The organism is Geodermatophilus africanus (genome assembly GCF_900107105.1).
In the GTDB taxonomy this organism is placed as follows: Bacteria; Actinomycetota; Actinomycetes; order Mycobacteriales; family Geodermatophilaceae; genus Geodermatophilus; species Geodermatophilus africanus.
On sequence record NZ_FNOT01000016.1, the window covers coordinates 88,930 to 114,512 of the forward strand.

At 72.2% G+C, this 25,583-nt stretch carries 20 protein-coding genes and 1 pseudogene; 14 read left to right on the forward strand and 7 right to left on the reverse strand.

Annotated features, from left to right (window positions below; all coding sequences use genetic code 11):
* Nucleotides 1–24: 24 nt before the first annotated feature.
* The 3 genes from BLW63_RS21800 (at nt 25) to BLW63_RS21810 (ending at nt 3,610) form a co-directional block, all read left to right on the forward strand.
* Entirely contained in the window at nt 25–1,563 is a 1,539-nt protein-coding gene (locus BLW63_RS21800; RefSeq protein WP_091160943.1) for a Re/Si-specific NAD(P)(+) transhydrogenase subunit alpha, read from the forward strand.
* A 31-nt stretch (nt 1,564–1,594) separates the two neighbouring features.
* A complete protein-coding gene (gene pntB / locus BLW63_RS21805; protein ID WP_091160945.1) occupies nt 1,595–3,040 on the forward strand; it encodes a Re/Si-specific NAD(P)(+) transhydrogenase subunit beta in 1,446 nt (481 codons plus the stop codon).
* Nucleotides 3,041–3,136: 96 nt separating this feature from the next.
* Nucleotides 3,137–3,610: an electron transfer flavoprotein subunit beta/FixA family protein gene (locus BLW63_RS21810; RefSeq protein ID WP_244522722.1), complete on the forward strand. Its 474-nt coding sequence runs from the start codon at nt 3,137–3,139 to the stop codon at nt 3,608–3,610.
* A gap of 9 nt (nt 3,611–3,619) precedes the next feature.
* On the opposite strand, the gene BLW63_RS21815 is transcribed toward BLW63_RS21810, so the two are convergent.
* Complete coding sequence (locus BLW63_RS21815; protein ID WP_139263715.1) at nt 3,620–3,922, reverse strand: hypothetical protein; 303 nt, start codon at nt 3,920–3,922, stop codon at nt 3,620–3,622.
* Between the two features lie 307 nt (nt 3,923–4,229).
* Between BLW63_RS21815 and BLW63_RS21820 the strand changes: the two genes are divergently transcribed.
* The 7 genes from BLW63_RS21820 to BLW63_RS21850 all read left to right on the forward strand — a co-directional run bounded on the left by BLW63_RS21820 (nt 4,230) and on the right by BLW63_RS21850 (nt 13,042).
* Nucleotides 4,230–6,095, forward strand: a complete 1,866-nt coding sequence (locus BLW63_RS21820) for a GAF domain-containing SpoIIE family protein phosphatase (RefSeq protein WP_170856909.1) — start codon at nt 4,230–4,232, stop codon at nt 6,093–6,095.
* A 968-nt stretch (nt 6,096–7,063) separates the two neighbouring features.
* Entirely contained in the window at nt 7,064–8,356 is a 1,293-nt protein-coding gene (locus BLW63_RS21825; RefSeq protein WP_211517227.1) for a 3-hydroxybutyrate oligomer hydrolase family protein, read from the forward strand.
* A gap of 174 nt (nt 8,357–8,530) precedes the next feature.
* The gene (locus tag BLW63_RS21830; RefSeq protein ID WP_244522723.1) at nt 8,531–8,908 is read left to right on the forward strand and encodes an STAS domain-containing protein; all 378 of its coding nucleotides are present in this window, start codon (nt 8,531–8,533) and stop codon (nt 8,906–8,908) included.
* 762 nt (nt 8,909–9,670) lie between these two features.
* Entirely contained in the window at nt 9,671–11,071 is a 1,401-nt protein-coding gene (locus BLW63_RS21835) for a nicotinate-nucleotide adenylyltransferase (RefSeq protein WP_091160953.1), read from the forward strand.
* Between the two features lie 256 nt (nt 11,072–11,327).
* Nucleotides 11,328–11,423 (forward strand): Lsr2 family DNA-binding protein, encoded by a 96-nt coding sequence (locus tag BLW63_RS28180; protein WP_244522724.1) that lies wholly within the window; start codon nt 11,328–11,330, stop codon nt 11,421–11,423.
* A 530-nt stretch (nt 11,424–11,953) separates the two neighbouring features.
* Nucleotides 11,954–12,439 carry a DUF1707 SHOCT-like domain-containing protein gene (locus BLW63_RS21845; RefSeq protein ID WP_091160955.1) on the forward strand — a complete coding sequence of 162 codons (486 nt, stop codon included), beginning with the start codon at nt 11,954–11,956 and terminating at the stop codon, nt 12,437–12,439.
* A 165-nt stretch (nt 12,440–12,604) separates the two neighbouring features.
* Nucleotides 12,605–13,042 carry an SRPBCC family protein gene (locus BLW63_RS21850; protein WP_091160958.1) on the forward strand — a complete coding sequence of 146 codons (438 nt, stop codon included), beginning with the start codon at nt 12,605–12,607 and terminating at the stop codon, nt 13,040–13,042.
* Here BLW63_RS21850 and fxsT read toward each other — a convergent pair.
* The 3 genes and pseudogenes from fxsT to BLW63_RS21865 all read right to left on the reverse strand — a co-directional run bounded on the left by fxsT (nt 12,963) and on the right by BLW63_RS21865 (nt 16,314).
* Entirely contained in the window at nt 12,963–14,672 is a 1,710-nt protein-coding gene (gene fxsT, locus BLW63_RS21855) for an FxSxx-COOH system tetratricopeptide repeat protein (protein WP_244522725.1), read from the reverse strand. The two genes, BLW63_RS21850 and fxsT, sit on opposite strands and share 80 nt — an antisense overlap.
* 350 nt (nt 14,673–15,022) lie before the next feature.
* Nucleotides 15,023–15,362: pseudogene (locus BLW63_RS28185) on the reverse strand (ISAzo13 family transposase); the annotation flags it as partial.
* 103 nt (nt 15,363–15,465) lie between these two features.
* Nucleotides 15,466–16,314 (reverse strand): alpha/beta fold hydrolase, encoded by an 849-nt coding sequence (locus BLW63_RS21865; RefSeq protein WP_091160961.1) that lies wholly within the window; start codon nt 16,312–16,314, stop codon nt 15,466–15,468.
* A gap of 200 nt (nt 16,315–16,514) precedes the next feature.
* On the opposite strand from BLW63_RS21865, the gene BLW63_RS21870 reads away from it, so the two are divergent.
* Together BLW63_RS21870 and BLW63_RS28670 are read left to right on the forward strand one after the other, a co-directional pair.
* Nucleotides 16,515–19,448, forward strand: a complete 2,934-nt coding sequence (locus tag BLW63_RS21870) for an ATP-binding protein (protein ID WP_091160963.1) — start codon at nt 16,515–16,517, stop codon at nt 19,446–19,448.
* 88 nt (nt 19,449–19,536) lie between these two features.
* Nucleotides 19,537–19,707, forward strand: a complete 171-nt coding sequence (locus BLW63_RS28670) for a DUF3037 domain-containing protein (RefSeq protein WP_280140558.1) — start codon at nt 19,537–19,539, stop codon at nt 19,705–19,707.
* 21 nt (nt 19,708–19,728) lie between these two features.
* Here the strand turns inward: BLW63_RS28670 and BLW63_RS21880 are convergent, their stop codons facing one another.
* On the reverse strand, nt 19,729–20,088 hold the full coding sequence (locus BLW63_RS21880) for a nuclear transport factor 2 family protein (RefSeq protein WP_091160964.1): 360 nt from the start codon (nt 20,086–20,088) through the stop codon (nt 19,729–19,731).
* A 362-nt stretch (nt 20,089–20,450) separates the two neighbouring features.
* On the opposite strand from BLW63_RS21880, the gene BLW63_RS21885 reads away from it, so the two are divergent.
* Both BLW63_RS21885 and BLW63_RS28675 read left to right on the forward strand, forming a co-directional pair.
* Nucleotides 20,451–22,385, forward strand: coding sequence for a primary-amine oxidase (locus BLW63_RS21885; RefSeq protein ID WP_091160965.1), 1,935 nt, complete (start codon nt 20,451–20,453; stop codon nt 22,383–22,385).
* Between the two features lie 105 nt (nt 22,386–22,490).
* Nucleotides 22,491–22,616: a hypothetical protein gene (locus BLW63_RS28675; RefSeq protein WP_280140559.1), complete on the forward strand. Its 126-nt coding sequence runs from the start codon at nt 22,491–22,493 to the stop codon at nt 22,614–22,616.
* Nucleotides 22,617–22,978: 362 nt separating this feature from the next.
* Here the strand turns inward: BLW63_RS28675 and BLW63_RS21890 are convergent, their stop codons facing one another.
* Nucleotides 22,979–24,340 carry a flavin monoamine oxidase family protein gene (locus BLW63_RS21890; protein ID WP_170856910.1) on the reverse strand — a complete coding sequence of 454 codons (1,362 nt, stop codon included), beginning with the start codon at nt 24,338–24,340 and terminating at the stop codon, nt 22,979–22,981.
* Nucleotides 24,341–24,888: 548 nt separating this feature from the next.
* A partial coding sequence (locus BLW63_RS21895; protein WP_211517228.1) for an SIMPL domain-containing protein occupies nt 24,889–25,583 on the reverse strand: 695 nt, incomplete at its 5' end.

Here is a 25,583-nt window from a genome sequence, read left to right on the forward strand (position 1 = left end):
GATCGAGCACGAGGGGCGGACCGCGTGATCGTCGGGGTCGTCAAGGAGGGGCGGCCGGGCGAGGCCCGGGTGGCGGCGACGCCGGCCACGGTCGGGCAGTTGCGCAAGCTCGGCTACGACGTCGTCGTCGAGCCCGGTGCCGGGGCGGCTGCCACGTTCCCCGACGAGGCCTATCTGCAGGCGGGCGCCGACGTCGGGGACGCGGTGAAGGCCGACGTCGTCCTGGGGGTCAACGCGCTGACTGCAGAGCAGCGGGCGCTGGTGCGCCCCGGGGCGACGGTCGTGGGGATCCTGGGCCCGGCCACCGATGCCACGCTGCTGGCGGAGCTGGCCCGGCTCGGGGTGACCGCGCTGGCGATGGACGCCGTCCCACGGATCTCGCGGGCGCAGTCGCTGGACGTCCTCAGCTCGATGGCGAACATCGCCGGCTACCGGGCGGTGATCGAGGCGGCCAACGTGTTCGGCCGGTTCTTCACCGGCCAGGTCACCGCGGCCGGCAAGGTCCCGCCGGCCACGGTCCTGGTCGCCGGGGTCGGGGTGGCCGGGCTGGCCGCGATCGGGGCGGCGGGCAGCCTGGGCGCGATCGTGCGCGCCACCGACCCGCGGCCGGAGGTGGCCGACCAGGTGCGGTCGCTGGGCGGGGAGTACCTGGCGGTGCCCTCGGCCGAGGCCGAGGTGAGCGCCACCGGCTACGCCAAGGAGATGTCCGACGACTACAACGCGCGGGCGGCCCGGCTCTACGCCGAGCAGCTGCGCGATGTCGACATCGTCATCACGACGGCGCTGATCCCCGGTCGCCCCGCGCCGCGGCTGATCACCGCCGAGATGGTGGCCGGCATGAAGCCCGGCAGCGTGGTCGTCGACCTCGCGGCGGCCAACGGCGGCAACGTGGAGGGGACGGTCGCGGGGGAGGCGGTCGTCACCGGCAACGGCGTCACGATCCTCGGCTACACGGACCTGGCCGGCCGGCTGCCCGCCCAGGCGTCGCAGCTGTACGGCACCAACGTGGTCAACCTGCTGAAGCTCCTGACGCCGCAGGCCGACGGGGAGCTGGTGCTCGACCTCGAGGACCCGGTGCAGCGCTCGATCACCGTCGTCCGCGGCGGGGAGATCACCTGGCCCCCGCCGCCGGTGAGCGTCTCGGCGGCCCCGGCCGCGACCACCGCCGACCAACCGCGGGCGCCGGTCCAGGCACCGGAGCCGCGGCAGCGACCGGTCGCCGTCCGGGTGACTGCGCTCGCATCCGCGGCCGCGGCGGTCTTCCTGCTCGTCGCCGCCTCACCGGCGGCGTTGCGGGGCCACCTGACGGTGTTCGCCCTGGCGATCGTAATCGGCTACTACGTCATCGGGCACGTGCACCACGCGCTGCACACCCCGCTCATGTCGGTGACCAACGCGATCTCCGGGATCATCGTGGTCGGCGCGATCCTGCAGCTGGGCTCGCCCAGCCTGCTGGTCACCTCCCTGGCCGCGGTCGCCGTGCTGGTCGCCGCCATCAACGTCTTCGGCGGCTTCGCCGTCACCCGCCGGATGCTCGGCATGTTCCGCAGGGGCCCGGCGTGAGCGCGGCCATCTCGATCCCGGAGGACCAACGATGACCCTCGAGGGCTCCGCGCAGGCGGCCTACGTCGTCGCCGCGCTGTTCTTCGTCCTGGCCCTGGCCTCGCTGTCCCGGCACGAGACCGCGCGGGCAGGCAACAACGCCGGCATCGCCGGGATGGCGATCGCGCTCACGGCCACCGTGGTGCTCGCCGCCGAGCAAGGGCTGAAGGCCGGCGCGCTCGCGCTCCTGCTGGGGGCCACCGTGGTCGGCGCCGGCATCGGGCTGCAGCGCGCCCGGGCCGTGGAGATGACCGGGATGCCGGAGCTGATCGCGCTGCTGCACAGCTTCGTGGGGCTCGCCGCGGTCCTGGTCGGGTGGAACGGCTACCTGGGCGTGGAGCACGACCCGGACGGCGCCGAGGCACAGCTGCTGCGCGACCAGGGCACCGCAGGGATCCACTCCGCGGAGGTGGTCATCGGCGTCTTCATCGGCGCGGTCACCCTGACCGGGTCGATCGTGGCGTTCCTCAAGCTCTCGGCCCGGATCTCCTCCCGCCCCCTGGTGCTGCCGGGCAAGAACGCCCTCAACGGGGGCGCCCTGGTCGCCTTCGTCGCGCTCACTGTCTGGTTCGTCCTCGAGCCGGCGGCCTGGCTGCTGGCCGTAGTCACCGCGCTCGCCCTCGCCCTGGGGTGGCACCTGGTGGCCTCGATCGGCGGCGGCGACATGCCGGTGGTCGTCTCCATGCTCAACAGCTACAGCGGGTGGGCGGCCGCGGCGTCGGGGTTCCTGCTGGAGAACGACCTGCTGATCGTCACCGGCGCCCTGGTCGGCTCCTCCGGCGCCTACCTCTCCTACGTGATGTGCAAGGCGATGAACCGCTCGTTCCTCTCGGTCATCGCCGGGGGCTTCGGCATCGAGGCCTCCGCCGGCGGCGACGCCCAGCCGGCCGGCGAGCACCGGGAGGCCAGCGCGGCCGAGGTCGCCGAGCTGCTGGCCGACGCCGACTCCGTCGTCATCACCCCCGGTTACGGGATGGCCGTCGCCCAGGCCCAGCACGGAGTCGCCGAGCTGACCCGCCGGCTGCGCGCGCGGGGGGTCGAGGTCCGGTTCGGCGTCCACCCTGTCGCCGGACGGCTACCTGGACACATGAACGTGCTGCTCGCCGAGGCGAAGGTGCCCTACGACATCGTCCTGGAGATGGACGAGATCAACGACGACCTGTCGGGCACGTCCGTCGTGCTGGTCATCGGCGCCAACGACACCGTCAACCCCGCGGCGACCGAGGACCCGACCAGCCCGATCGCCGGCATGCCGGTGCTGCGCGTGTGGGAGGCCGACCACGTGGTCGTCTTCAAGCGGTCGATGGCCTCCGGATACGCCGGAGTGCAGAACCCCCTGTTCTTCCGCGAGAACACCGCGATGCTCTTCGGCGACGCCAAGGACCGAGTCGAAGACATCCTCCAATCCCTTCCGCAGCGCGCAGTCAGCGTCGTCTAGGGCACCGCTGGTCCCCGCGGGCTCGCACCGGCCGGAGTCCCCGCCCGCTGCGAACCTTCCACCGACACGGCCGAGACCGGCCAAGGGGGTCTGACGATGAACATCGTCGTTCTGGTCAAGCAGGTCCCCGATTCCGGGAGCGAGCGCACCCTGGACCCACAGGAATTCACCGTCGCGCGGGCCGGTGCGGACAACGTGCTCAACGAGATCGACGAGTACGCCCTGGAGGAGGCACTGCAGCTCAAGGAGGCCCAGGGTGGCCAGGTCACCATCCTCACCGTGGGGCCGGACTCGGCCGCCGACGCCATCCGCAAGGGGCTGTCGATGGGCGCGGACCGGGCGGTGCACGTGACCGACGAGGCGATCCACGGCTCGTGCGCGGTGCAGACCTCCGCGGTGCTGGCCGCGGCGCTGTCGCAGCTGGAGTACGACCTGGTGCTGTGCGGGGCGGAGGCGACGGACTCGCAGATGTCGGTGATGCCGGCGCTGCTGGCCGAGCGGCTGGGCCTGCCGCAGCTGTCCGGCGCGCGCAGGCTCACCGTGGACGGCGGCGTGGGCCGATCGCCCTGACGCCGGCTGTCAGCGGTCGTGTGCGACGCCCCCGGCGGCCAGACGCGCGCGCACGCCCGCGGCCCGTCCCGTTGCGCCGTCGGCGAGGTCGCGCTCCGTGGCAGCACGTCGCCTCAATTGGTCAGCCTGGGCGGAGTCGGCCACGGTGAGCGCAGCGTCATCCAACTCGGCGGCGATCGTCTGGTGGAAGGCGGCGGCGTGCTCGTGCAGCGCGATCGCGTCTCGCTCCCGGTCTACGGCCCGCTCGAGCCGCTGCGCGGCCCGCTGCCGCGCGCGCCGGCGATGCTCCGCGTGATCCACGGCCTCGGCCACCACGCCAGTGCGCGCCCGTGAGGCGAGTCCGGGCCAGCGCTGATGGCGCCGTAGTCCAGCGCGTCGTGATGGATAGGCGTCGCGCTACCGGCACCTATTCCGTCGACACCGGCTGGGTCCCTCGAGTGCCCCGCGCTTCGCCCCCACGGTGCCGGCCGTCGGCGATGAGGGCCGACGTGGTCACGGTGCCGCGCCACCCCTCTACCGCAGCCCCCGGCCCCTACGCCGCGGCACGGCCCGCTTGCTGCACCAGACGAGCGGGCCGGATCCCCGGGGGACGGCCTGCAGGTCGGGCAGGATGGGCGGCGTGTGCGCCCGCCCCGCCGACCCTGGCCGGCTGGCCGCCGTGCACGCCACGCAGCTGCTCGACGCCGCGGCCGAGGAGTCCTTCGACCGGCTCACCCGCATCGCGCAGCGGCTGACCGGCGCGCCGCTGGCGTTTATGACCGTCGTCGATGAGGCCCGTTCCTTCTGGCTGAGCGGCCAGGGGCTGCCCGAGGGCAGCCCGCGGCAGAACACCGTGGAGGAGTCGTTCTGCCAGTACGTGCTCGGCGGCGACCCGCTGGTGCTGGCCGACGTCACCGTCGACGAGCGCACCGCCGCCAACCCGTCCATCAAAGGCATGGGCGTGCGCGCCTGGGCGGGGTTCCCGGTCCGCACGCCGGACGGGCAGGTGCTGGGCAGCTTCTGCGTCGTCGACACCACGGTGCACCCGTGGAGCGCTGAGGACGTGCAGCTGCTGGAGGAGCTGGCCGCGATCGCCTCCCGCGAGGTGGCGCTGCGCATGGCCACGCTGGAGGCCGAGTCCGCCCGTGTCCTAGCCCGGGTCGAGGCCGACCGGGCGAGGTTGCTGGCTCGCATCAGCGACCTGCTCACCGCCGACCTCGGGCCGGGCGACGTGTGGCAGGCGCTGGTCGCCCTCGCCGTGCCCGATCTCGGCGACTTCGCCTACGTGACCACCGTCGAGCCCGACGGCGGCCTGGCCCCAGCCGCCGCCGAACACCGCGACCCTGCACAGTTGCCGGTCCTGCGGGCATGGATCGAGCGCGCCGGTCGCCGCACCGGTGAGGCGGCCGGCCCCGGGCACGTCGCCGTCACCGGGCGGGTCGAGCTCATCGACCTGCCCGAGGAACCCGGCCTGACCGCCGCCCAGCACGAGGCCGTTAACCTGCTCCGGGTGCGCAGCGCCCTGGTCGCTCCGGTGCTCAACCGCGGCGAGGTGGTCGCCGTGCTCACCATCGCCCGAGTGCGGGGCTCGGCGCCCTACACCGAGCGCGACCGCGAGCTGGTCGGCGCGCTGATGACCCGCGCCGGCCTGGTGGTCGAGGCCGCGCGGGCGTCCTTCCTCGACCGGACGGTGTCGGAGACGATGCAGCGGGCGCTGCTGCCCACGCTGCTGCCGCAGCCCGACCACCTGCAGCTGGCCTCCCGCTACCAGCCGGCCGAGAACACCCAGCTGGTCGGCGGGGACTGGTACGACGCCTACCTCGACGCCACCGGCACCACCAGCCTGGTCGTCGGCGACGTGGCCGGCCACGACATCGCGGCAGCCGTCACGATGGGGCAGCTGCGCACCGAGCTGCGCATGGCCGGCCTCAACGGAACCGCCGGCCCGGCGGCAGTGCTCAGCACCGTCGACGTCGCCTGCGACACCTTCGGCCAGCACGTGTTCGCCACCGCCCTGGTCGCCCGCGTCGAACGCTTTCCCCTGCACGAGCCCGCGCGGGACCGTGCCCTGACCTGGAGCTCGGCCGGGCACCCCCCACCGGTGCTGCTGCACGCCGACGGCACCGTCGTCGTCCTCACCGACCGAGTGGGGCTCCCGCTCGGCGTCGATCCCTCTCGGCCCCGTCCCGAGCACCGCCACGTGCTGCCGGTGGACTCCACCCTGCTGCTCTACACCGACGGGCTACTCGAGCAGCTCGACGTCCCGGCCGCCACCACCGGGCGGTCCGGCGGCTCCGGCACGCGCGACCTCGACACGGGCCTTGCGCGCCTGAACGACCTGCTCGCCGACAGCGCCGGCCTCGGCCTCGAGGACCTCTGCGACCGGATCATGACCACGCTGCTCCCACAGGCAGGAGCCGCCGACGACGTCGCCCTGCTCGCTATCCGCCCGTACGCCGAGGACCAGCCGCGCCCGCCGCAGGCCGGCCCCAACGTCGTGCCCTGACTACGACACGTCCCCCCGGCTACGGCGACAGGTGGGCGTGATGCTGTGTGCCACCGTGTGTGCCACCGCGGGGCGTTCACAGTTGTCCGCAACCATGCGCGGTCGACCGCATCATCCGTCTGACCTGGCTGTTCGTACGACGACGGACGTTCACGAACCTCGCACCAGGGAACTGTCAGTTGCATGGTTTGAGTCGGCTCCCCAGTAGGCCAACCGATCATGAACGGCCCCCCGACATGGCGATGGTCGATGGCGATCAGGCCGCAACGCGTGGTGCCACGATGGTGGCCTAAGGTCGGCGTTCAGGGTCATTCTTGACGGTTCGCTGAGAACCGCACATGCCGCTGAACTGCGAGAACGGACTCTGACGAACCTGCGCCGACCCCTATCAGCCGCCCTGGCAGTGTAGGGGTCAGGGTTCGAGTCCCCTCAGCTCCACCCGGGGTGCTCCTGCGCTCGGTGGGGGAGCCCGCACCGTGCGCTAGGTCGCGGAGGCTCGCTAGCCGAAGCCGCGGACCGCAACCGGAACCGCAACGCGACTTGGACTCTTACGGACGGTCGCGTATGTCACCGGACGCCGCACCCCTTGCCACCTGGGTAGATGGCACGCAGGCGAACGTCCATGGACGGGAAGAAGTTGTCTGGGGGACACGGGGCGCTGGCGAGCGTGTCGCCCTCCTGACCGTCCTCTCCTGACTAATTGCCGAGGATCGCTGACTGCTCGATCGTTTCGGTGTGCGCCGGGCGGAGCCGACGGCCTTGCCCGCGGGCCGTGACCCCGGCCACCATCGTGGAGCGCACCGATGGCGGAGGGAGCCCTGATGCGCCTGTGGCGCCGTGCCTCCACTCTGCTTGTTCCCCTCGGCGCCGCGGCGCTCGGGCCGCAGGCCGCGCCGGGTGGTGCGCACGGCGGCGGCTACGGACCCGGTGACGGTCCGGTCCGCCGACCGTGCACGCCGAGCGACACGGTGGAGGTTCCGGGCGCGGAGGCCGCCGTCACCGCGTGCTTGCCGGACCTCACGACCGCCGGGCTGCTGCAGGCACCTCCAGGTGAGTTCACCGACCGAACGGACTGGATCTCGCTGCACGCGCCCGGCACGAGCAACCCCAGCGGGGTGCCGGGGCTGCAGGTCGACGGTTACTTCCCAGACACCTCGACGCTCAACACCACGCACGGCTGGAACCACGACAGCCAGTTCGTGCTGCTCCTTCCGGACGCCTGGAACGGCGGCCTGGTGGTGACCGGCGCGCCGGGCGTCCGCAAGCAGTACGCCTGCGACTTCCTCATCTCCGACTTCGTGCTGGCGCGGGGCTTCGCGTACGCCTGCACGGACAAGGGCAACAACGGCCCGGACTTCTTCCGGGACGGCGACCGGCCCGGCGACGCGGTGGCCGAGTGGCACGAACGGGTCACCCAGCTCACGATCGCCGCGCAGGGCGCGTTGCAGGAGCGCTTCGGCTCCGCGCCGCAGCGCACCTACCTGGCCGGGATCAGCAACGGCGGCTACCTGGTGCGCTGGCAGCTGGAGAACCACCCGGAGCTCTACGACGGCGGCGTGGACTGGGAGGGGACCCTGTTCACGCCCGACGGGCCCAACCTGTTCACCTACCTGCCCACGGCGGTGCGCTACAGCCTGGGCCAGGCGACCGCCGCGGACATGTACGCCGCCGGCTTCGCCCGCGGCTCGGAGCCGTTGTGGCCGTACCACCAGACCTTCTACTGGGGGGTGACGCAGAAGACCTACCGGGCCGAGTTCGACCCGGCGTACGACCCGGCCTGCCCGGGAGCGACGGCGGGCACCACCCTGCCCGAGATCCTGGCACCGTGCGCGAGTGACGCGGCCTACGACGCCTGGTTCACCGACCCGCGCTCCCGGCCGGTGCACGAGGCGCTGGCCCGGATCAGCCTGACCGGCAGGATCGGCAAGCCGCTGCTCACCCTGCACGGCACGCTGGACACCCTGTTGCCGATCAGCCTGCACAGCGACGTCTACACCCGGATGACCGCCGACGCGCAGCGGGACCGGCTGCACCGCTACTACCGCATCGAGGGCGGCAACCACGTCGACAGCCTGATGCACCTGGACCCGGAGCACCTGCGCCCGATGCTGCCCTGCTTCCGGACCGCCTTCGACGCGCTGACCGCGTGGGTGGAGGACGGCCAGGAGCCGCCGCCGAGTGGGACCGTCCCGCGCCCGGCCGGCAACGGCGCCACCGACCCGGCGCTGCTCGACACCTGTTCGCTGCGCTCCGCGAGTTGACCCCGGGGCTGTCTGCCAGGCCGGGAGAGCCCAGACCTCTCACGTAGGCGCGCGTCTTCATACACCGGACAGCTGCCGCATCCAGAGGACGCGGTGCGGGCGAAGACCAGGCTGCAGCGGCGGTCACGCCGGCGGGCCTCGCCGCCGGGAGAACCGCCGGAGAGGAGCGTTGTCGTGACCGCGGCTGACCTGCCCGCCGAGACCAGCGTGGGCGACCCCTTCTATGACCTGCTGGCCCTGTCGACCCGGGCCGCAGAGGACGGCGCGGTCACCGTGACGGCGGCCGGGGAGGTGGACACTTTCACCGCTCCGCTGTTGCGTTCAGTGCTGGACACCCAACTGCAACGGCAGCCGACGGAACTGGTGATCGACCTGTCCGAGGTCCAGTTCCTGGGCTCGGCCGGCCTGGCTGTGCTGGTGGAGACCTACAAGTCGGCGCGCGACCGCGACGTCGGGCTCCGGCTGATCATCACCACCGGCGCGGTGGCCCGCGCCCTGACGGTCACCGGCCTGATCGACCTGTTCACCGTCACCGACGACGCGCACCGCTAGCCGATCCGACGCGGACGACGCGTCGCCTTTGCACATGGCTCGTCAGCCTTCGTGGATCGCCAGTCAGCTCGCGCAGCATGCGCTGTGCCAGCTACAGGAACTCGTCCGGTCAGACCGGTTGGTCGCGATCCGTTCCCGATCAGCTCACGTCGCGCGCCTCGCGCGGATTGGGGATGGCCGTCCACGACCGAGAAGTGCCGGATCACCGCCCAAAGGCGGCACGATCGGCCTGTGCGGCACACACAAGGTCGTGCATCTCTTACTCATCCAATACTCTCAGAAGTAGCCCGCCTGAAGCATCAAGAGTCAACGCTACGTGGACAGCTCCACCTGGGGTTTCATCGCGAACCAGTAGTACCAGTATTGTCAGGATCAAATCGCAGGGGTATTGGTTCGAGTCCAATCGGGGGAGCAAGCAACGGCCCCTGACCAGCATGTTTGCCGGTCAGGGGCCTTCGTCTTCGGTGAGGCGGGGCCCTCAATCCGACACTGATCCGACAGATCGGGCCTGGCTACTGCCCAGGACGAGGAGGCCGGCTGCCCACACCTGTCCGGAGGGGAGCCGGCCGCTGAGGCGCCCTGGCCGGCGTGGGTGTCCTCGGACGAGGCCCTGACGCAGGTCTGCTCCTCGTTGCGGCGGGCTGCATGACGCGACGGTCGACCCGCAGGTCGCTCGGCTGGGCGGCAGCTGGAGACCCGGATGGGGGTGTTCCGGCGTTAGGCTCGCCGCCCGGGCTCGGCGGCACCGTGAGGGGAGCCTGCATGGAGGCCAGCGCCGATACGCTGCAGAAGGCGTTGCAGATCAATCTGGACCCGCGCTGGTACGGCACGATCGCGGAGATCGGTGCCGGGCAGGAGGTCGCACGCTGGTTCTTCCGGGCCGGGGGCGCGGCGGGCACCGTGGCCAAGTCGATGTCGGCCTATGACATGGCGGTGAGCGACGCGGTCTACGGCAAGGCCGACCGCTACGTCTCCAAGGGCCGGCTGCAGGCGATGCTCGATCGTGAGTTCGAGCTGAATCTCGAGCGACTCGGTGACGAGCGGGGCGATGAGACCGCGTTCTTCGCCTTCGCCGACACCGTGGTGGCCCGGAGCTACCGCGGGGGAAACGAATGCCACGGCTGGATGGGCGTGAAGTTCCAGTCGCATCCGCGTGATGAGCCGAGCCAGATCGTGCTGCACGTCCGGATGCTCGACGCCGAGGCGGCGCCGCAGCAGGAGGCGCTCGGCGTGGTCGGGGTGAACCTCCTGCACGCCGCCTTCTTCCAGCACCACGAGCCCGACCGCCTGGTGGAGAGCCTGCTGGACAAGCTCACCACCGGACGCATCGAGATCGACCTGATTGAGATGAAAGGGATCGAGTTCCGGGCGGTCGACAACCGGCTCATGGCGCTCAAGCTGGTGCAGGTCGGCCTGAGCGGCGCGGCGATGTTCGGGCCGGATCGCGAGGTGCTGCAACCCAGCGAGGTGCTGCGCAAGAAGGCGATCCTGGTCGAGCGGGGCAGCTTCCGTCCGCCCACGGTCGTCAACATCGACATGCTGGAAGCGGCCCGGGCCAAGTTTGAGACCGACGCGGCGGTCGCGCAGCGCGAGGTCCTCCTGCTGACCGAGCTGACGATGGCGAATCTGCGGGCCGGCGGCGACGTGGTCGACCGGCGCGACTTTCTGGCCCGTGCCGACCTGCTGGCGGCGTGCGGGATGACCGTGCTCATCTCCGACTTCCTGGCCTACCACAGGCTCGCGGCCTACCTCGCGTGGCGCACCGACGGGCGCATCGGGATGGTCATGGGCGTGCCCAGCTTGATCGACCTGTTCGACGAGGCCACCCACGCCGAACTACCCGGCGGCATCCTGGAGGGTTTCGGCCGCCTGCTGAAGAACAACCTGCGGCTGTTCGTCTACCCGATGCTGCGCGACGACCGCGTGGTCACCGTCGACACCGTCGCGGTCGCGGAGGAACTGCAGCCCTTGTACGACTACCTAGCTCGGCGCGGCAGCTTCGTGGGGCTGGACAACTACAAGCCCGACTACTTGTCGATCCTCAGCCGGGACATACTGAAGCGGATCCCCACTGACGACGTGACGTGGGAGTCGATGGTGCCTTCCGAGGTCTGCGAGCTCATCAAGAAGCGCGGCTTCTTCGGCTACCACCGGGGCCGCTGACTCCGACGGAATCTCGGTGACCGCATCCTGCAGGATGGCCACGTCCTCTCACGTGTGTCTCGACAGCCTGGCGCGCCGGCGACGGGCGCGACGTGCCGCGGCTGGCCCCGAAATGGACAGCCTGCAGGGACTACGGGCGCCTGGTGCGCTCCGCGCCAACCCCCGGCTCAGGAGGACGCTGCGCGGAAGGTGACTGGCGGCGGGCGCCGGAGCGCAGGCGGCGAAGCCCACCTACACCGGATCCGACCCGGCCGCTGTGCGCGCGTGGGCGGCCGGGCAGGGCATCGAGGTCAGCGCCCGCGGGCGCATCAAGGCAGATGTCGTGAAGCAGTTTCTGGCCGCCGGCAATTGAGCCCACTGCGGCCGACAGTCACGTGGCCGCACGGGCAGGTCGGGGCCGGCGACGGGCCTCCGCCGTCTTCAGCTGCTCCCCGCCGGCCCCGGGGTCGGCGGTCATCGGGTGGTCAACTCGAGCAGGACGTCGGCGCGGCAGGGCTGGTCGAGGGGCCCCCGGCGTCCTCATCATGGCCACGGAGGATCCGGCGGGCCTCGGCGGCGTCGTCGCCGGCGGCTCATCGACGGAACCACCACCGCGGCGGCGGTGTCCGGGCAGCGGACGACGCCAACGCCGTCGTCGTAGGAGCCCGGCTCGGGCCCACCGCGCTGATCCCCGAGCCAGAGCCGCCGATGTTCACCCCGCAGCGGCTCCAGGCACCGGTGGGCGCCTGAGAGCACGGAACGACACGAGGCCCCCGCACGGCGTACCCATCACGCGGAGCCTGGTGTCGTTGCGGACCCGCGCGCGCCGGAACCCGCCCGGGTCCCCGGGGCGCGGGTGCAGGCTGTGGCCCTCTGCGCGTCGTACTTCGGGGAGGAGCAGCCATGCCACCCTTGATCGACCTGAACGGCGCGGCCACGTCCGCACCGCGGATGCGCGCGTCGGACGCCGACCGGCTGGCCACCGTCGAGCAACTGCAGGACGCGGTGGCCCGCGGCCTGCTCACGCCGGACGAGGGCAGCGAGCGGATGGCCGATGCCTTCGCCGCCGTCCACCTGACCGACCTGGACCCGCTGACCGAGGACCTCCCGCCGGCGCCGCCCGAGCACACGGCGCCGGGCTGGCGGTCGCTCGGGACGCTCGCGGTCGAGCAGGTACGGGCCTCCCTGGCCACCGCCGCCACCGGCCGGTTGAGGGCGGCGCGGGTGACGGTCGTGCTCCTCATCGCTTCCCTCTTCCTCGTTCTCGTCGGCGCCCTGGGTGGGGTGGCGCTGTCCGACAGCGGTGGCGGCGGTGGCGGGGGCGGTGGCGACGGCGGCGGACACCAGCACTGGGACCATGACTGGGACCACGACTGGGACGATGACTGACCCGCTCGGCGATCCGCTCGGGAGCCGTCGTGGGCGGGAACCGGCACCGATCTGCTGACCGACCGCTGCCGTCCGGCGCCGTCGTCGGGCTGTGGTGGGAGGCGCGGCGGGCGCGACGGTGGCCCGTACTCACGCCCCTTGTTTCCGCAGCCTGGAGAAGAGGTCATGCAGGTAGACGTCACGGTCGACATCAGCGCGCCACCCGAGGTCGTGTGGGCGGTCCTTCGGGACGTGGAGTCCTGGCCGACGTGGACGGCGTCGATCACCTCGATACGCCCGGCAAGCCCGGACCCGCTGCAGGTCGGCTCGCGTGTCCGCATCAGGCAGCCGCGGCTGCCCGCCACGGTGTGGACCGTCTCGGATCTCGTCGAGGGAGAGCGGTTCACCTGGACCTCCACCCGCCCCGGGGTGACCACCCGCGCGTCTCACCGCGTCGTCGGGACCGCCGAAGGGTCACGGGCGACCCTGTCCATCGACCAGGCGGGTGTCCTCGGGTGGTTGGTGGGACGTCTCTACGGCGGCCTCATGCGTCGCTACGTGGAGATGGAGGCCGCCGGCCTGAAGCAGCGGTCCGAGGAGTCCGCACCGCAGACGCGGCTGTGAGCAGTGGCGGAACGCCCCGGTCCCTCCCGTTCCGCATCCTGCCTCGCCCAGCCAGCACGTGCGGAGCAAGCTGGGCGTAGCCGGCCCAGCTGACCGGGTCCTCCGGGTCGCCGGGACTGGCGGCGGCCACAACTGCTACGACCTGATGGGCGCTGGCCTGTTGCCGGTCGAGCGGTAGCCGGTGACGGATGACCGCCTGCACCAGCCGGTGCAGCTTGAAGGCGTCGGGGTGGCGGCGGGCCAGCGAGTAACCGACCAGCGCGCCGACGGTGTCGGCCAGGGCGTCGGGGTCGGCGGCGGTGGTGCGCAGCGGCTCGTCGAGCAGCTCCGGGTGGCCGGTGAACAAGGTCAGTGGGACCGGTTCGGGGGCGAGGAAGGCGGCCAGCTCCAGCAGCTGCACCGCCGCCGGATCCTCCCCGCGCAGCCGCTCCAGCGACAGCGCCCAGGCGGTGTCGACCCGCCCGGCATAGCCGACCACCTCACCGCGGGCGAGCAGGGTCTCTCGGTGTTCACGAAAGCGGCGCAGGTAGTCGGCGGGCGGCAGGTCGGTCTGCTCCAGATAGCCGGCCGCCTGCGCGGCGGCCAGCGGCAGGTCGCCCAGCTCGGCGGCGAGCTTGTCGGCCAGCTCCTCGCTCAGCGTCGGGATTCGGGCCCGCAGCAGCGCGATCGTCTCCGCCCGGGCCAGCACGTCGACCTCCAGCCGCCCACCCAGCGCTCCCCAGCCGGGGTAGCGGGAGGTGACCAACATGTGCCCGGGCCCGCCGGGTCGGTAGTCGGCGATGTCGCGAGGCCGCTCGGCGTTGTCGAAGATCAGCAGCCACCGGGTCTGGCCGCGCAGCTCGGCCAGCAACCGGTCCACCGTGGCGGTCACCGTCGCTCCGGGGGCGAGGTCCAGCCGGGTGGCGAGGGCGGCGAGCTGGTCGCCGATGAGCGCCGGCTGTTCGGCGTCGAGCCACCAGATTAGGTCGTAGTCGGCGGCGAACCGGTGCGCGTACTCGATCACTAGCTGGGTCTTGCCCACCCCGCCCAGCCCGTACAGGGCCTGCACCACCATCGTGCCCTTGCTGGCGTGCAGCCGCCCGCGCAGTTCGGCGAGCATGCCGTCGCGGCCGGTGAAGTGGGGATTGCGCGGCGGGACCTTCCAGACCGCGGGCGGGCGGCCGGCGAAGCCCGGCCGCCCACCCGACGTCGCCGGTCGTTGGGGGAACGGCGGTGGGGCGGTGGGGCGCCCCGGGGTCAGGCGATCCAGCAGCCGGGCCGTCGCCGCGGCCTCGTCCAGACCGGTCAGGTCCAGGCGGATCAGCGGTGCGTACAGCGGCGGCAGGGTGACCGGTTCGACGATCACCGGCACGATCCGCCCCTGCATCGCCGTGGACTGCGCAAACGCCGCGCGCAGCTCCGCGCCGCCGAACGCGGAGGAAAAATAGGCCTCGGTGCACACCGCCAGCAGCCGGTCCGCCCGCTCCAGCGCCGCCTCCATGCGGGCCACGAAGTCCTCACCCGGAGCCCAGTCCCACACATCCAGCTGGACGGAGTAGCCGGCCTGCTGCAGCTGCCAGGCCAGCCACTCGGCCCAGGCGGTGTCCCGGCCGGCGTGACTGAGGAAGAAATCAGTCCTCCGACCGCTCACGAAACAGTGCTACACCCATCACCCGGCGTACGCGAGACTCAGCGATGTCGGTCCTCGCACCGGTCGGTGGGGACTGCCCCCAGTTCAGTTGCCTCCGTGCCTGGGGGATTGCGGCCTGCGCTGCCAGAGCGAGATCCGCGCGGGAACGATCGAGTTTTGGCGGGGGCGGGTGGCCCAGGTCTAGACGCGTCCTGACCGTCACTTTGACCTGTCGGCAGATCCTCCAGTACTGCCACCTCCAGTACTTCTCCAGCGCTCCTGCCGGTGACGTAGCAGGCGCCCTAACTGCGGCTATGCGCGGATCCGGGTGACGGGAGGGGCGCGAACCCCAGCGCCGACTTCGTCGTTCAGCGAAGCGGCGATATCGGATCTCCCCGCGTGTTCAGCTCGACCAGTCCGAACAGGGAGCCGCCAGCTCCGGGTCGTTCGCGTGACCGGCTTACGTCCGCCGCCGGTCCGCCTCGCTCGCCCGACCGGCAGCGGCTCCTTTGCCGGAGTCCAGCTCGCTCACGCCGCGGCGCACCGTGGTCGGGCTGACCCCGGCGGCGGCCGCCACCGCGGCCATGCCCCGTGTCCCAGCAGCCGGGCCTCGCAGGCCAGCGCCATCCGCTGCTGCCGCTCGTTCAGATGCGGCGGCAGCCCCTCGAACCTCGTGGCGAGCCGGCCGCGGACCTCGTCGTCGACGCGCATGGCAAATCGTCGACCCCAGATCCGGGAAACAACCACTTGATTCCGGACAGGCCTCTGTGGCCGGTCAGTCGTGCTGGAGGCTCGCTGGTCCCCGCCCGCGTCGCTACAGAGCGCTGGCGGTCGCGAGCGACCGCGGCGGGGAGTCGAGGTCCGCCTCGACCTCCCGCCAGAAGGCGTCGACGCAGGCGTTCCACCGGTCTGGTACCTCCTGGAAGGGTTGGTGCGACTCGCCCGCCATCACCTCGAACCGCGCGCCGGGGATGGCATCGGCGACGGCCCGGCCCAGCTCGGGGCGCGCGGTGGGGTCGCTGCCGCCGGCGAGCACCAACGTCGGTGCGCTGATCTGCGGCAGGCGGTCGGTCGTGTCGTGGTCGAGGAAGGCGTCGAGGTACCGCTGCAGGTCCCCGGCCGACTGCTTGTACGGAAAGGCGAGTACCCCGTCGATGAAGGCGGCAACGGTGCGGTCGTTGTGGGCTCGGGCGGTGTAGATGTCGAGAAAGAAGCCCTCCAGGAAAGCGCGCTCGGTGGGAGCGACCTCGACGAGCCAGCGGACGAAGAGCAGCCACGAGCGCAGATAGGGGTCCATCACCGGCCAAGTGCTTTGCAGGACGAGGCTGCGGACCAGGTCGGGACGGCGCAGCGCCAGTTCCTGGGCGATGATGCTGCCGCCAGAGAAGCCGGCGACGTGGGCCGACGGGATGCCAAGAGCGTCCAGGACGGCGGCCGCGTCGTCGGCCATCATCTCCGCGGTCACCGGGCCGTCGGGCATCGTCGTCCGCCCGGCCCCGCGGTTGTCGAAGGCGGTCATGCGGTAGCGGTCGGCCAGGCCGTCGAGCTGGAACTGCCAGGACTCGACGGTGTCGCCGCCGCCGCCGATCAGCAGGACGTCGGGTCCGTGACCGACCTGTTCGGTCCAGATGTCCAGTGTCCCGGCGCGAATGTGCTCACCCATCTCGATCTCCCCTCCTGAATGCCTGTGCCGGTGCTCGGCGCGTGTTCTCGAGTGCGTGCCGGGCTGCGCAAGCCGGCATCGGTGGCGGCGGCGCCGCCGGGTGGACCAAGGGTCGGCGGAGGGCCTGACGGGTCGGTGACATTCCGCTGACCGAGGCCGCGTGCCACGATCAAGGGGTCGTCAGGCCGTCCGGAGGCGCCATGCAGTTCCGGGTCCTGGGTCCGATCGAGGTGGACACCGGCGACGGCGCCGTGCGGACCCCCGGCGGCGCGCAGGGCCGGGCCCTTCTCACCGCCCTGGTGCTGCAGGGCGGTGCCCTGGTGCCCACGCACCGGCTGGCCGAGGCGATGTGGGGTGAGCAGCCGCCGGCCGACGTGGACAACGCCGTGCACGTCGCCGTGCGCCGGCTGCGCCTCGGCCTCGGCCCGGCCGGCACCCGGCTGGTCACAGGGCCGCGGGGCTACCGGCTCGACCTGCGCGGGGAGCCGACCGACGCGGACCTGTTCGAGGAGGACTGCCGCGCGGCCCGAGCCGGTACGGCCTTGAATCCGGCCGACGCGGTGGCCCTGTTCGACCGGGCGCTGGCCCGGTGGCGCGGCCCCGCCTTCGGGGAATGCGCGGAGTCCTTTGCGCGGCCTGCCGCGGTGCACCTGGAGGAGGCGCGCCGAGTCGCCACCGAGGATCGGGCGGAGGCGCTGCTGCGCGCCGGGCGCATCGAGGAGGCCGTCGCGGCCGCCGGCGACCTGGTGGCCGCCCATCCGCTGACCGACCGGCCCGTCCTCCTCCTCATGCAGAGCCTGGCCACCGCCGGTCGGGTCGCCGACGCGCTCGCGGCGTACCGGCGTCATCGGGAGCTGGTGCACGAGGAACTCGGCCTGGAACCCGCTTCCCAACTGCGGGACCTGCAGGCCCGCATCCTGCGCGAGGACGTCGGATCGCCGGTTCTCCGAACGGTCCCGCCCGGGCCGGCCCGGTTGCCCCGACGGCCGTCGGCGCTTATTGGGCGCGAGGACGAGGTGGCGGCGCTGGCCGCGGCCCTGGGCGACCCGGGGCTGCTGACGCTGATCGGCCCCGGCGGGGTGGGCAAGACCCGCCTGGCCCTGGAGCTGGCCCATGGCTGGGCGGCGGCCGCGCGGCCGGTGTGGTGGGTCGACCTGGTGCCGGTGCTTCCGGCGCGGGTGGTCGACGCGATCGCCGCGGCCACCGGCGTCGAGGTCCCTTCCGGGCCGGATCCGGCGGGTGGACTGTGCGCGGCCCTGGCCACAGCCCGCGGCGTGCTGGTGCTCGACAACGCCGAGCACCTGCTCGATCCGGTCGCCGCCCTCGTCGAGCGGCTGCTCGACTGCGCTCCCGGTCTGACGGTGCTGGTCACCAGCCGGGAACGGCTGGATCTGCCCGGCGAAGGCGTACGAATGCTGCCGCCGCTGCCATTGCCCCAGGGGGCAGATCGCGGCAACCCGGCGGTGCGGCTGTTCCTCGCCCGCGCGCCCACGCTGGGACCGGCGCCGGACGATCGCGACCTGGCCATGGTCGCGCAGCTCTGCCACCGCTTGGACGGGCTGCCGCTGGCGATCGAGCTGGGCGCCGCGCGGGCCGAAGGGCTCGGGCTCGCTGTGCTCGCCGACCGGCTCACCGACCGCCTGGACCTGCTCGGTGTGGGCCGGCGCACCGCCGACCGGCGGCACCGCACGATGCACGCCGTCGTCGAGTGGTCACACGACTTGTTGGCGCCCGACGAGGCCATTCTCTTCCGCCGGTTGGGCGCGTTCCCGGCCACGTTCACCCTCGACCAGGTCGAGGCGGTATGCACCGACGACGCCGTGCCCGTCCAGGCGATCCCCGTGCTACTGGCACGGCTGGTCCAGCGATCCCTGGTGCAGCTGGCCCGCCCCGACCGCTTCCGGCTGCTCGAGACCCTGCGTTCCTTCGCGACGGAGCAACTTGAGGCGGCCGGTGACCGCACACGGATGCGCGATCGGCACGCCCGGGACACCGCGGCCCGTCTCACCACGACCTATCCGCAGTTGTGGAGCGAGCAGGAGCCCGAGGCGGTCGGGGCCCTCACCGCGCTCACCCCCGACCTGCACGCGGCGTGGGAGTACGGCGCCGAGCACGACCGAGCGCTCGCGCTGCGCCTCGCCGGAGAGATCTACGACTTCGCCTACTTCCGCCAGCGCCTCGACCTGCTGCGCTGGGGGCTGCCTGCGGCCGGATGGGCTGTCGAGGAACCCGAGCTGGCCGCCGCGCTGGGCACCGCCGCCGCCGCGACCTGGTCCGCGGGGCGGATGACCGAGGCCGCGGCCATCGCCGAGCGGGGCATCGCCGTCGCTGGCGGCCCGGACGCGCTGGCGGCCGCCCTGCCGATGGAGGTCTCCGCCGACATCGCCATGTTCCTCGGCCGCACCGACGAAGCTGTCGCCCGCTACCGTCGGCACGCCGCCCTTCGGCGCGCCCGCGGTGAGCCCGGTCCGGCTCTGTGCGCCGAGCTGGCCGTCGCCCACGCGCTGATCAACGGGCAGCGGGCCACCGAGGCGGCGGGCATCGTCGCAGAGGCGCTGCCGCGCGCGGTCCGCTCGGCGAACCCGACGGCACTGGCCTGGGCGCACTACCTCGCCGCCGAGGTCGCCGCCGACACCGACCCCGACCGGGCCGCGGCCGGCTACCGGACCGCCATCGACTGCGCCGCGCGCGCCGACTCGCGGCTGTTCGGAACCATGGCCGCCAGTTCCGCCGCCGCCCTGCAGTCCCGTGCAGGGTCCGTGCGGGCGGCGCTGGAGGCATTCCCCGCCGTGCTCGACCAGTGGGTCAAGCTCGGCAACGACGCCGCGCTGGCGTGGACCTTGATGCACGTCGTCGTGCTGCTTGCACGGGCCAAGGCCGATGAGGACGCCGCAGTCCTCGCCGGGGCCATGCTGGCCCGCGCCGACGCCCAACCCGCCTTCGCCGTCGACATGGAGCGGATCGACGCAACGCTCCAGGGGATTCGCACGCGGATCGAGGAGCCGGCGAGCACGGCAGCTCTCGACGCCGGCTCCTCCCTCACCTGGACCGCCACGCTGCAGCACGCCCGACGAGCGCTGACCGACGCAGCCGCGGCCCGGCACGAACCCGCGGTCCGGGCACCGTCCCCATGACCACCGGCCGGCAGGGTCGGGGACGGCGGCCCCGTGGGGCTCCGCTCAGGCCTCCAGGCGACCATGTCTGGGGCCGCCCAGGAGTGGCCTGCGGCCCGGTGCTTATCCCACCGCCGGCCGCGAGAGGCTGGGGTCGCGGTTCCGCTGGCTGACCGCGCCGCGTACCACCGTCGTCCAGCCCGGCCCGGTGCACACCGGGCTCACCGAGGACCCGGACGCCGTGGCCGACCGGCTGCTCGTCCTCCCGATCGAGGGCTGAGGCCGTCCGGCCCCACCCGGCTCAGGTCGGCAGCGGGCCGACGAAGCCGACGATCCGGCGCAGCGTGCCCTCGCCGTCGACCTCGCCGAAGTCGGTCCCCTCGACGGCGACCGAGCCGTCGGCTGCCGGCATTCGCCAGGCGAACCGCAGGTAGCCGTCGTGCTCGTCGACGCCGCTGACGACGTCGATGCGCGCGCTCGGGTTCTCCTGGAACGACCCGATCAGCGACGACAACCCGTCGCGGCCCTCGACGCGGGTCAGCGGGTCGCAGTAGACGCCGTCCTCGGCCCAGCACGTGTCCAGCAGCGTCCGGCGCGCGGCGGCATCGGTCTCGCGCCACACCGCGGCGTACCGCTCGACGGCGGCGCTCCCGACGGTCAGCGTCCCGCGGGCCCGCTACGCAGGACGACCGGCCGCAGGCAGGGGCGAACGACCCGGCACGGAGCCGCTCAGCCGGGGAGGAGCGCGTCGATCCGGCGGGCGCGTTCGAGGTCGTACTCGGTCACCCCGCCAGGCGAGGACGCAACTTGGCCGCGATCGCGTTCCATACGGCTGGCCCCGTCACCTGAGGCGGGCCGCCGGGACCCTGCAACTTTGGTAGGGGTGTCCGCGAGAAGCACGGTGCGTACGCACACGGCTCGGGGGGATGTCGGCCGGCTGAGGTACGGCCGTCGACGGTGGCGGCCGTTGACCCCCGGCTGCGGACGGGGAAGCGTGGGCATCCCGCTTGGCGAGGAGCTCCGATGACCGCGACATCCACTCGGGCCAGCGCCGTCTTCCACCCGCTGGCGCGGCTGACCGCAGAGGAGATCGAGAAGGTCCGGGACCTCGTCGCGGACGCCGGCATGCTCACCGACACCACCCGCTTCGTCTTCGTCGGGCTTGAGGAGCCGGACAAGGGCGACGTGCTCGGTTGGCGGCCCGGTGCGGAGGTCGACAGGCGGGTGCGCGTCCTGTTGCTCGACCGCGCCACTGGGGTCGCCCGCGACCTGTCGGTCTCTGTGACGGGGAGCGCCATCGCCCGTGACATCGAGGTCGACGCGGCCACCGAGGGTCAGTTGCCCCTCCTCGTGGAGGAGTTCACGGAGCTCGACGGGATCGTGGCCGGCGACAAGCGATGGGCCGAGGCACTGGCCCGGCGGGGTCTGGCCGTCGCGGAGGTCCGTTGCGCGCCGATGTCCGCGGGCGCGTACGGCCTCTCCGAGGAGGTCGGCCGGCGGCTCATCCGCGTGCTTCCCTTCCACCAGCCTGATCCGCAGGAGAATCCCTTGGCTCATCCGGTGGACGGCTTGGTCGGCGTCATCGACCTCACCGCCGGGGTGGTGACCGCGGTTCATGACCTGCTCGATCTTCCGGTTCCGTCCGAACGCGGCCGCTGGGATGCCCCGCCGCACGCCGTGGAACCGAGGACCGACATCAAGCCGATCGAGATCACCCAGCCCGAGGGCCCGAGCTTCCTCGTCGTCGATGACGAGGTCAGCTGGGCCGGGTGGCGGTTCCGGATCGGCTTCGACGCCCGCGAGGGACTCTCCCTCCACCAGCTCACGCATGACGGCCGGTCGGTGGTCTATCGGGCATCGATCGCCGAGATGGTCGTGCCCTACGCCGACCCCTCACCGGCTCGCTACTGGCAGAACTACTTCGATGGCAGCGAGTACCTCTTCGGCCGGTTCGCCAACAGCCTCGAGCTGGGCTGCGACTGCCTCGGCGAGATCCACTACCTCGACGCGACGCTGGCCGACGAGATGGGCCACCCGCAGCTGATCCGCAACGCGATCTGCCTGCACGAGGAGGACTTCGGGCTGCTCTGGAAGCACAGCGACGTGTGGTTCGACATGGCCGAGACGCGGCGGCAGCGCCGGCTGGTGGTCAGCTTCGTGACCACGGTCGGGAACTACGACTACGGCTTCTACTGGTACCTCTACCTGGACGGACGAATTCAGGTGGAGGTGAAGGCGACCGGCATTCTCTGGACCAGCTCCTACCGGGGGGCCAACCACCCGTACGCGACCGAGGTCGCCCCCGGGCTGGGCGCCCCGTTCCATCAGCACCTGTTCTCCGCGCGGCTGGACATGGCCGTCGACGGCACGGCCAACTCGGTCTACGAGGTGGACGCTGTCCCCGAGGCGGTGGGTGACGGCAACCCCTACGGCAACGGGTTCCGCCGCCGGATGACGCCGCTGGCCCGTGAGTCGGAGGCACAACGGATGGCCGATCCGTCGGTCGACCGGGTGTGGCAGGTGGTCAATCCGTCGGTGACCAACCGGCTCGGGCAGCCGGTCGGCTACGTCCTGGTCCCGGAGGGCAAGCCGGTCCTGCTGGCCGACGAATCGTCGTCGATCCACCAGCGGGCCAGGTTCGCCACGAAGCACCTGTGGGTCACGCAGTACGACCCTGCCCAGCGGCACCCCGCCGGGGACCTGGTCAACCAGCACCCCGGAGCCGGTGGGCTGCCGGTGTTCGTCGCCGGCGACCGGCAGCTCGAGGACCAGGACCTCGTCCTGTGGCACACCTTCGGGATGGTGCATTTCCCGCGGCCGGAGGAGTGGCCCGTGATGCCGGTCGACTCGTGCGGGTTCACGCTCGCGCCTTTCGGCTTCTTCGACCGCAACCCCGCCCTCGACATCCCCATGTCGGCCGCGGCCCACTGCGAGCACTCCAGCCACGGGTCGAGCTAGGCCCTGTTTGAGAAGTCAGTTGCGCCCCGTGGCCGGTGGGGACTGCCCCCGCTTGAGTTGACTCCTTGCGTGTGAGGCTGCGGCCTCGCTTGAAGGAACAGCATCGTGCCCAAGCCGTTCCCGCCAGAGTTCCGTCGTGACGTGCTCACCGTGGCCCGTGAGGGTGAGGCATCAGTGGCGCAGGTCGTCCGGGACTTCACGATCTTGGAATTCTGGCTGGCCGCTCGCTGAAGGGGGCGGCGCGAGAGGGCGGCCTGCCCCTATCGACCCGCGGCGACTGCGGCGGCGGGTGCACCGTGTGGCTGGGGCACCCGCAGGCCGCCTTCCTCAGTGCAGTAGCCGAGCGCGCCGTCATCTGTTAGACGTGTGCTAATCACGACTTTGACCTGTCGGCGGATCCTCCAGTGATGCTCACCTCGAGTACTTCTCCAGTGTTCCTGCCGATGACCTAGCAGGCGCCCGAACTGCGGCTAGCGCGGATTGGGGTGACGGGAGGGCGCACACCCCAGCGGCAGGTCGCCACGCGCGGAGGCCCCGGCTGGTGCGGTGTCCCTGAACGGCTCACTCAGAGACACCTGGCCTCGTCTTGCTGGCTAGCGCGCCGTGACCATCGGCCGCCGCGTCATGTCCACCGGTTCTCCGTCGCCGCCGGCCGGGTCTCCACGGAGGAGGTGAGCGACCGTGCGGGCGGCGGTCAGGCCGGACTCGATCGCGCCGTCCAGGAAACCGTTCCAGCCGTTGGCCAGGTCAGCGCCGGCGAAGACGACTCGCCCGTGGGGAGCCTGCAGCGCACCCAGCGCGCCGGTGAGCTGACCGGGGCGGAACACCGACCACGTCCCGCGCGCGAACTCGTCGGCGCACCAGTCGTGGCCGGTCACCTCCACGACCCGGGACGTGGACGGCAGCACGTCCGCGACCGCCCGGCGGACCGCATCCTCGTTCGCGGGCGGCAGGCGGCGGGCGTCCGGGCCGAACGCGACGAGCAGTTGGCCGCCGTCGTCGAACATCTGCTCGGTCGCGACGAAGGTGATCGGCTCGCTGTCCGGAGCCATGACGAACACCGGCTCAGGCGCGTCGTCCACGCGGGCCCACAGCTTGACGCCGTGGCTGGCCTGGCCCTGGCGGGCCGCGGCTTGCTTGGCCGGGTCCAGCGGCGGGGAGAAGTCCACCGTCTCGAGGGTGTTCAGCGGCACCGCGACCACCGCGGCCGACCCGGTGAACTCCTCGCCGCCGCGGATGCGGACCCGCACCCGATCGTCGTGCTGCTCGACCGCCTGCACCGGGGTGGACGTCCGTACGACCGGCTCGCCGTCCGCCAGGAGCGCGTGCACCAGGTCCGCGGTACGCAACGGATACACGCCGACCGCGTCCAGCATCAGGCCGAAACTCCAGCCGGACAGCGCGTACCAACGCATCATCGCGGTGAGCCCCGCCTCCGAGCACCGGGCCGAGCAACTCGTGCTGAGCACGGCGTTGGCCAGGTCTCGTTCCTCGGGCGTGAGATCGCTGGTGTCGAGGCGTTCCTGCATGGAGAGGTGGTCGACCGCGGCCACCGCCTCCTCGACGGTCAACGGCCGGTGCGGCAGCGGCATGATCGCCCGCGTGTCGGCGAACAGCCGGCCGAACAGCTCCTCCATCCGCGGCATCAGCTCGGCGAGGGTGCTGTCGTGCCTGCGCCCCTGGCTGATGTAGGACCACCGGGTCGGCTCCGGCGGCACCCGGAAGGACAGGCCGTAGCGGGTCAGCTCGGCGAAGACGTGCGGCTGAAACCAGTGCACGAACGCACCCCCCAGCTCCACCTCGCTCTCGCCGAGGTGGCTGGTGTAGGCCCGGCCGCCCAACCGGTCACGGGCCTCGAGAAGCAGCACCCGACGGCCGGCATGGCCCAGCTCGCGGGCGGCGGTGAGCCCGGCCAGTCCGGCTCCGATGACGATGGCGTCCTGCTCGTCGGGCATGGCCGTCCTCCTGTGGGTCGCGACGCCCCCCGTGCGGCCGAGGCTCCTCGCCAACAAGACCTCGGCACAGGGCTCTTCGTCCGTAAGGGCTGAACGCCGGCCGGTCTCAGCGATCGCCGAGTCTTGCCCTCTGCGTCCGGCCCATGCACCGGAGAACGACGAGCCGCGGCGCTGCAACAACCGCCCGCAGCACCTCATGCCGAGCCCGAATGTCCCTGCGGCCGCCGTCTGTCCCATAGCGGCTTAGCTCGCCTTTTAACCCCGGGCGCCGGGCAGTTGCACCGGTGTGATTCGGGGTCTGGCATGCGGGCGGCCACCGCTGGATCCTTCGAAGTTGCGAGGCTTCGAAGCAACGGCGGTGGCCGCGATGGACGGTGTGTGCCCGACCGGTGGGGTTGACCAGAGCCTGGCCGCGGCGAGGCTTCGAGCCTCCATCAGATCCGGGGCGAGACACCTCGAACCAGGAGATGTCTAACCGGGAGCGCAATCCCGCCGGGTCGGCCGTCACGGCCGAGGGCGGACAGCGCTCAGCGCAGGGACCAGCGAGCCTAGGCGGTCACGGTTACCGTCGTCGACCCAGGCGCGAGGGGCACCGCCTCGCCGCCGGCCGCGCTGTCGCCGGCGTACGGGATCGGCCCGGAAGGAGTCACCTGCTCGTTCACCCACACCAGATCCCCCAGTTCCCGACCGGCGAGCTCGGCGTACTGCTCGGCCTTGCGCCGGGCGTCGGCGAACGCCTGCGCGCGGGCCTGCTCCTGCTGCGCCTCGTCGTCCTCGAGCGCGTAGGCCAGCGACTGGACGCGGGCGGCGTTCCCGCCGGCCTCGACCACCTCGGCGATTGTCTCGCCCGCCTGATCGACGCTGCGGAGGGTGACGAGTAGATCGTGGCGAGCCGTGTAGCCGGTGATCTCCTCGCCCTCGTGGCCGTGCCGCGGCCACACCGATACGTTCACCGTCTGCACGTCCCGCTCGGGCACATCCGCGACGCGCAGGGCGGCCAGAACGCGGCGCGCCGCCTCGTCAGCCGCCGTGAGCGCCTCGTCCACGTTCTCGGCGCTGGTCTCGACACCGATGGTGACCCGCAGGATGTCCGGCCTGCCGCTCGCGGTACCGACCCCCTCGACCTGCACGCCGGCCTCCGGGGCCGGATCGGCCGGCGCGGCGCGCACCTGCTGCGGGACGTTCAGGAGCGCCACCACGGCGACCGCACCGACGAGGCCGGCCACAGCGAGCGAGGGCAGAA

What these genes read in the sequence shown, in the direction of transcription:
- BLW63_RS21865 (WP_091160961.1), bottom strand. Translation starts at nt 16,314, where the DNA reads ATGGGTGAGCACATTCGCGCCGGGACACTGGACATCTGGACCGAACAG.
- BLW63_RS21885 (WP_091160965.1), top strand. Translation starts at nt 20,451, where the DNA reads ATGACCGCGACATCCACTCGGGCCAGCGCCGTCTTCCACCCGCTGGCG.
- BLW63_RS21835 (WP_091160953.1), top strand. Translation starts at nt 9,671, where the DNA reads ATGGAGGCCAGCGCCGATACGCTGCAGAAGGCGTTGCAGATCAATCTG.
- BLW63_RS21870 (WP_091160963.1), top strand. Translation starts at nt 16,515, where the DNA reads ATGCAGTTCCGGGTCCTGGGTCCGATCGAGGTGGACACCGGCGACGGC.
- BLW63_RS21890 (WP_170856910.1), bottom strand. Translation starts at nt 24,340, where the DNA reads ATGCCCGACGAGCAGGACGCCATCGTCATCGGAGCCGGACTGGCCGGG.
- BLW63_RS21810 (WP_244522722.1), top strand. Translation starts at nt 3,137, where the DNA reads ATGAACATCGTCGTTCTGGTCAAGCAGGTCCCCGATTCCGGGAGCGAG.
- BLW63_RS21850 (WP_091160958.1), top strand. Translation starts at nt 12,605, where the DNA reads ATGCAGGTAGACGTCACGGTCGACATCAGCGCGCCACCCGAGGTCGTG.
- BLW63_RS21845 (WP_091160955.1), top strand. Translation starts at nt 11,954, where the DNA reads ATGCCACCCTTGATCGACCTGAACGGCGCGGCCACGTCCGCACCGCGG.
- pntB (WP_091160945.1), top strand. Translation starts at nt 1,595, where the DNA reads ATGACCCTCGAGGGCTCCGCGCAGGCGGCCTACGTCGTCGCCGCGCTG.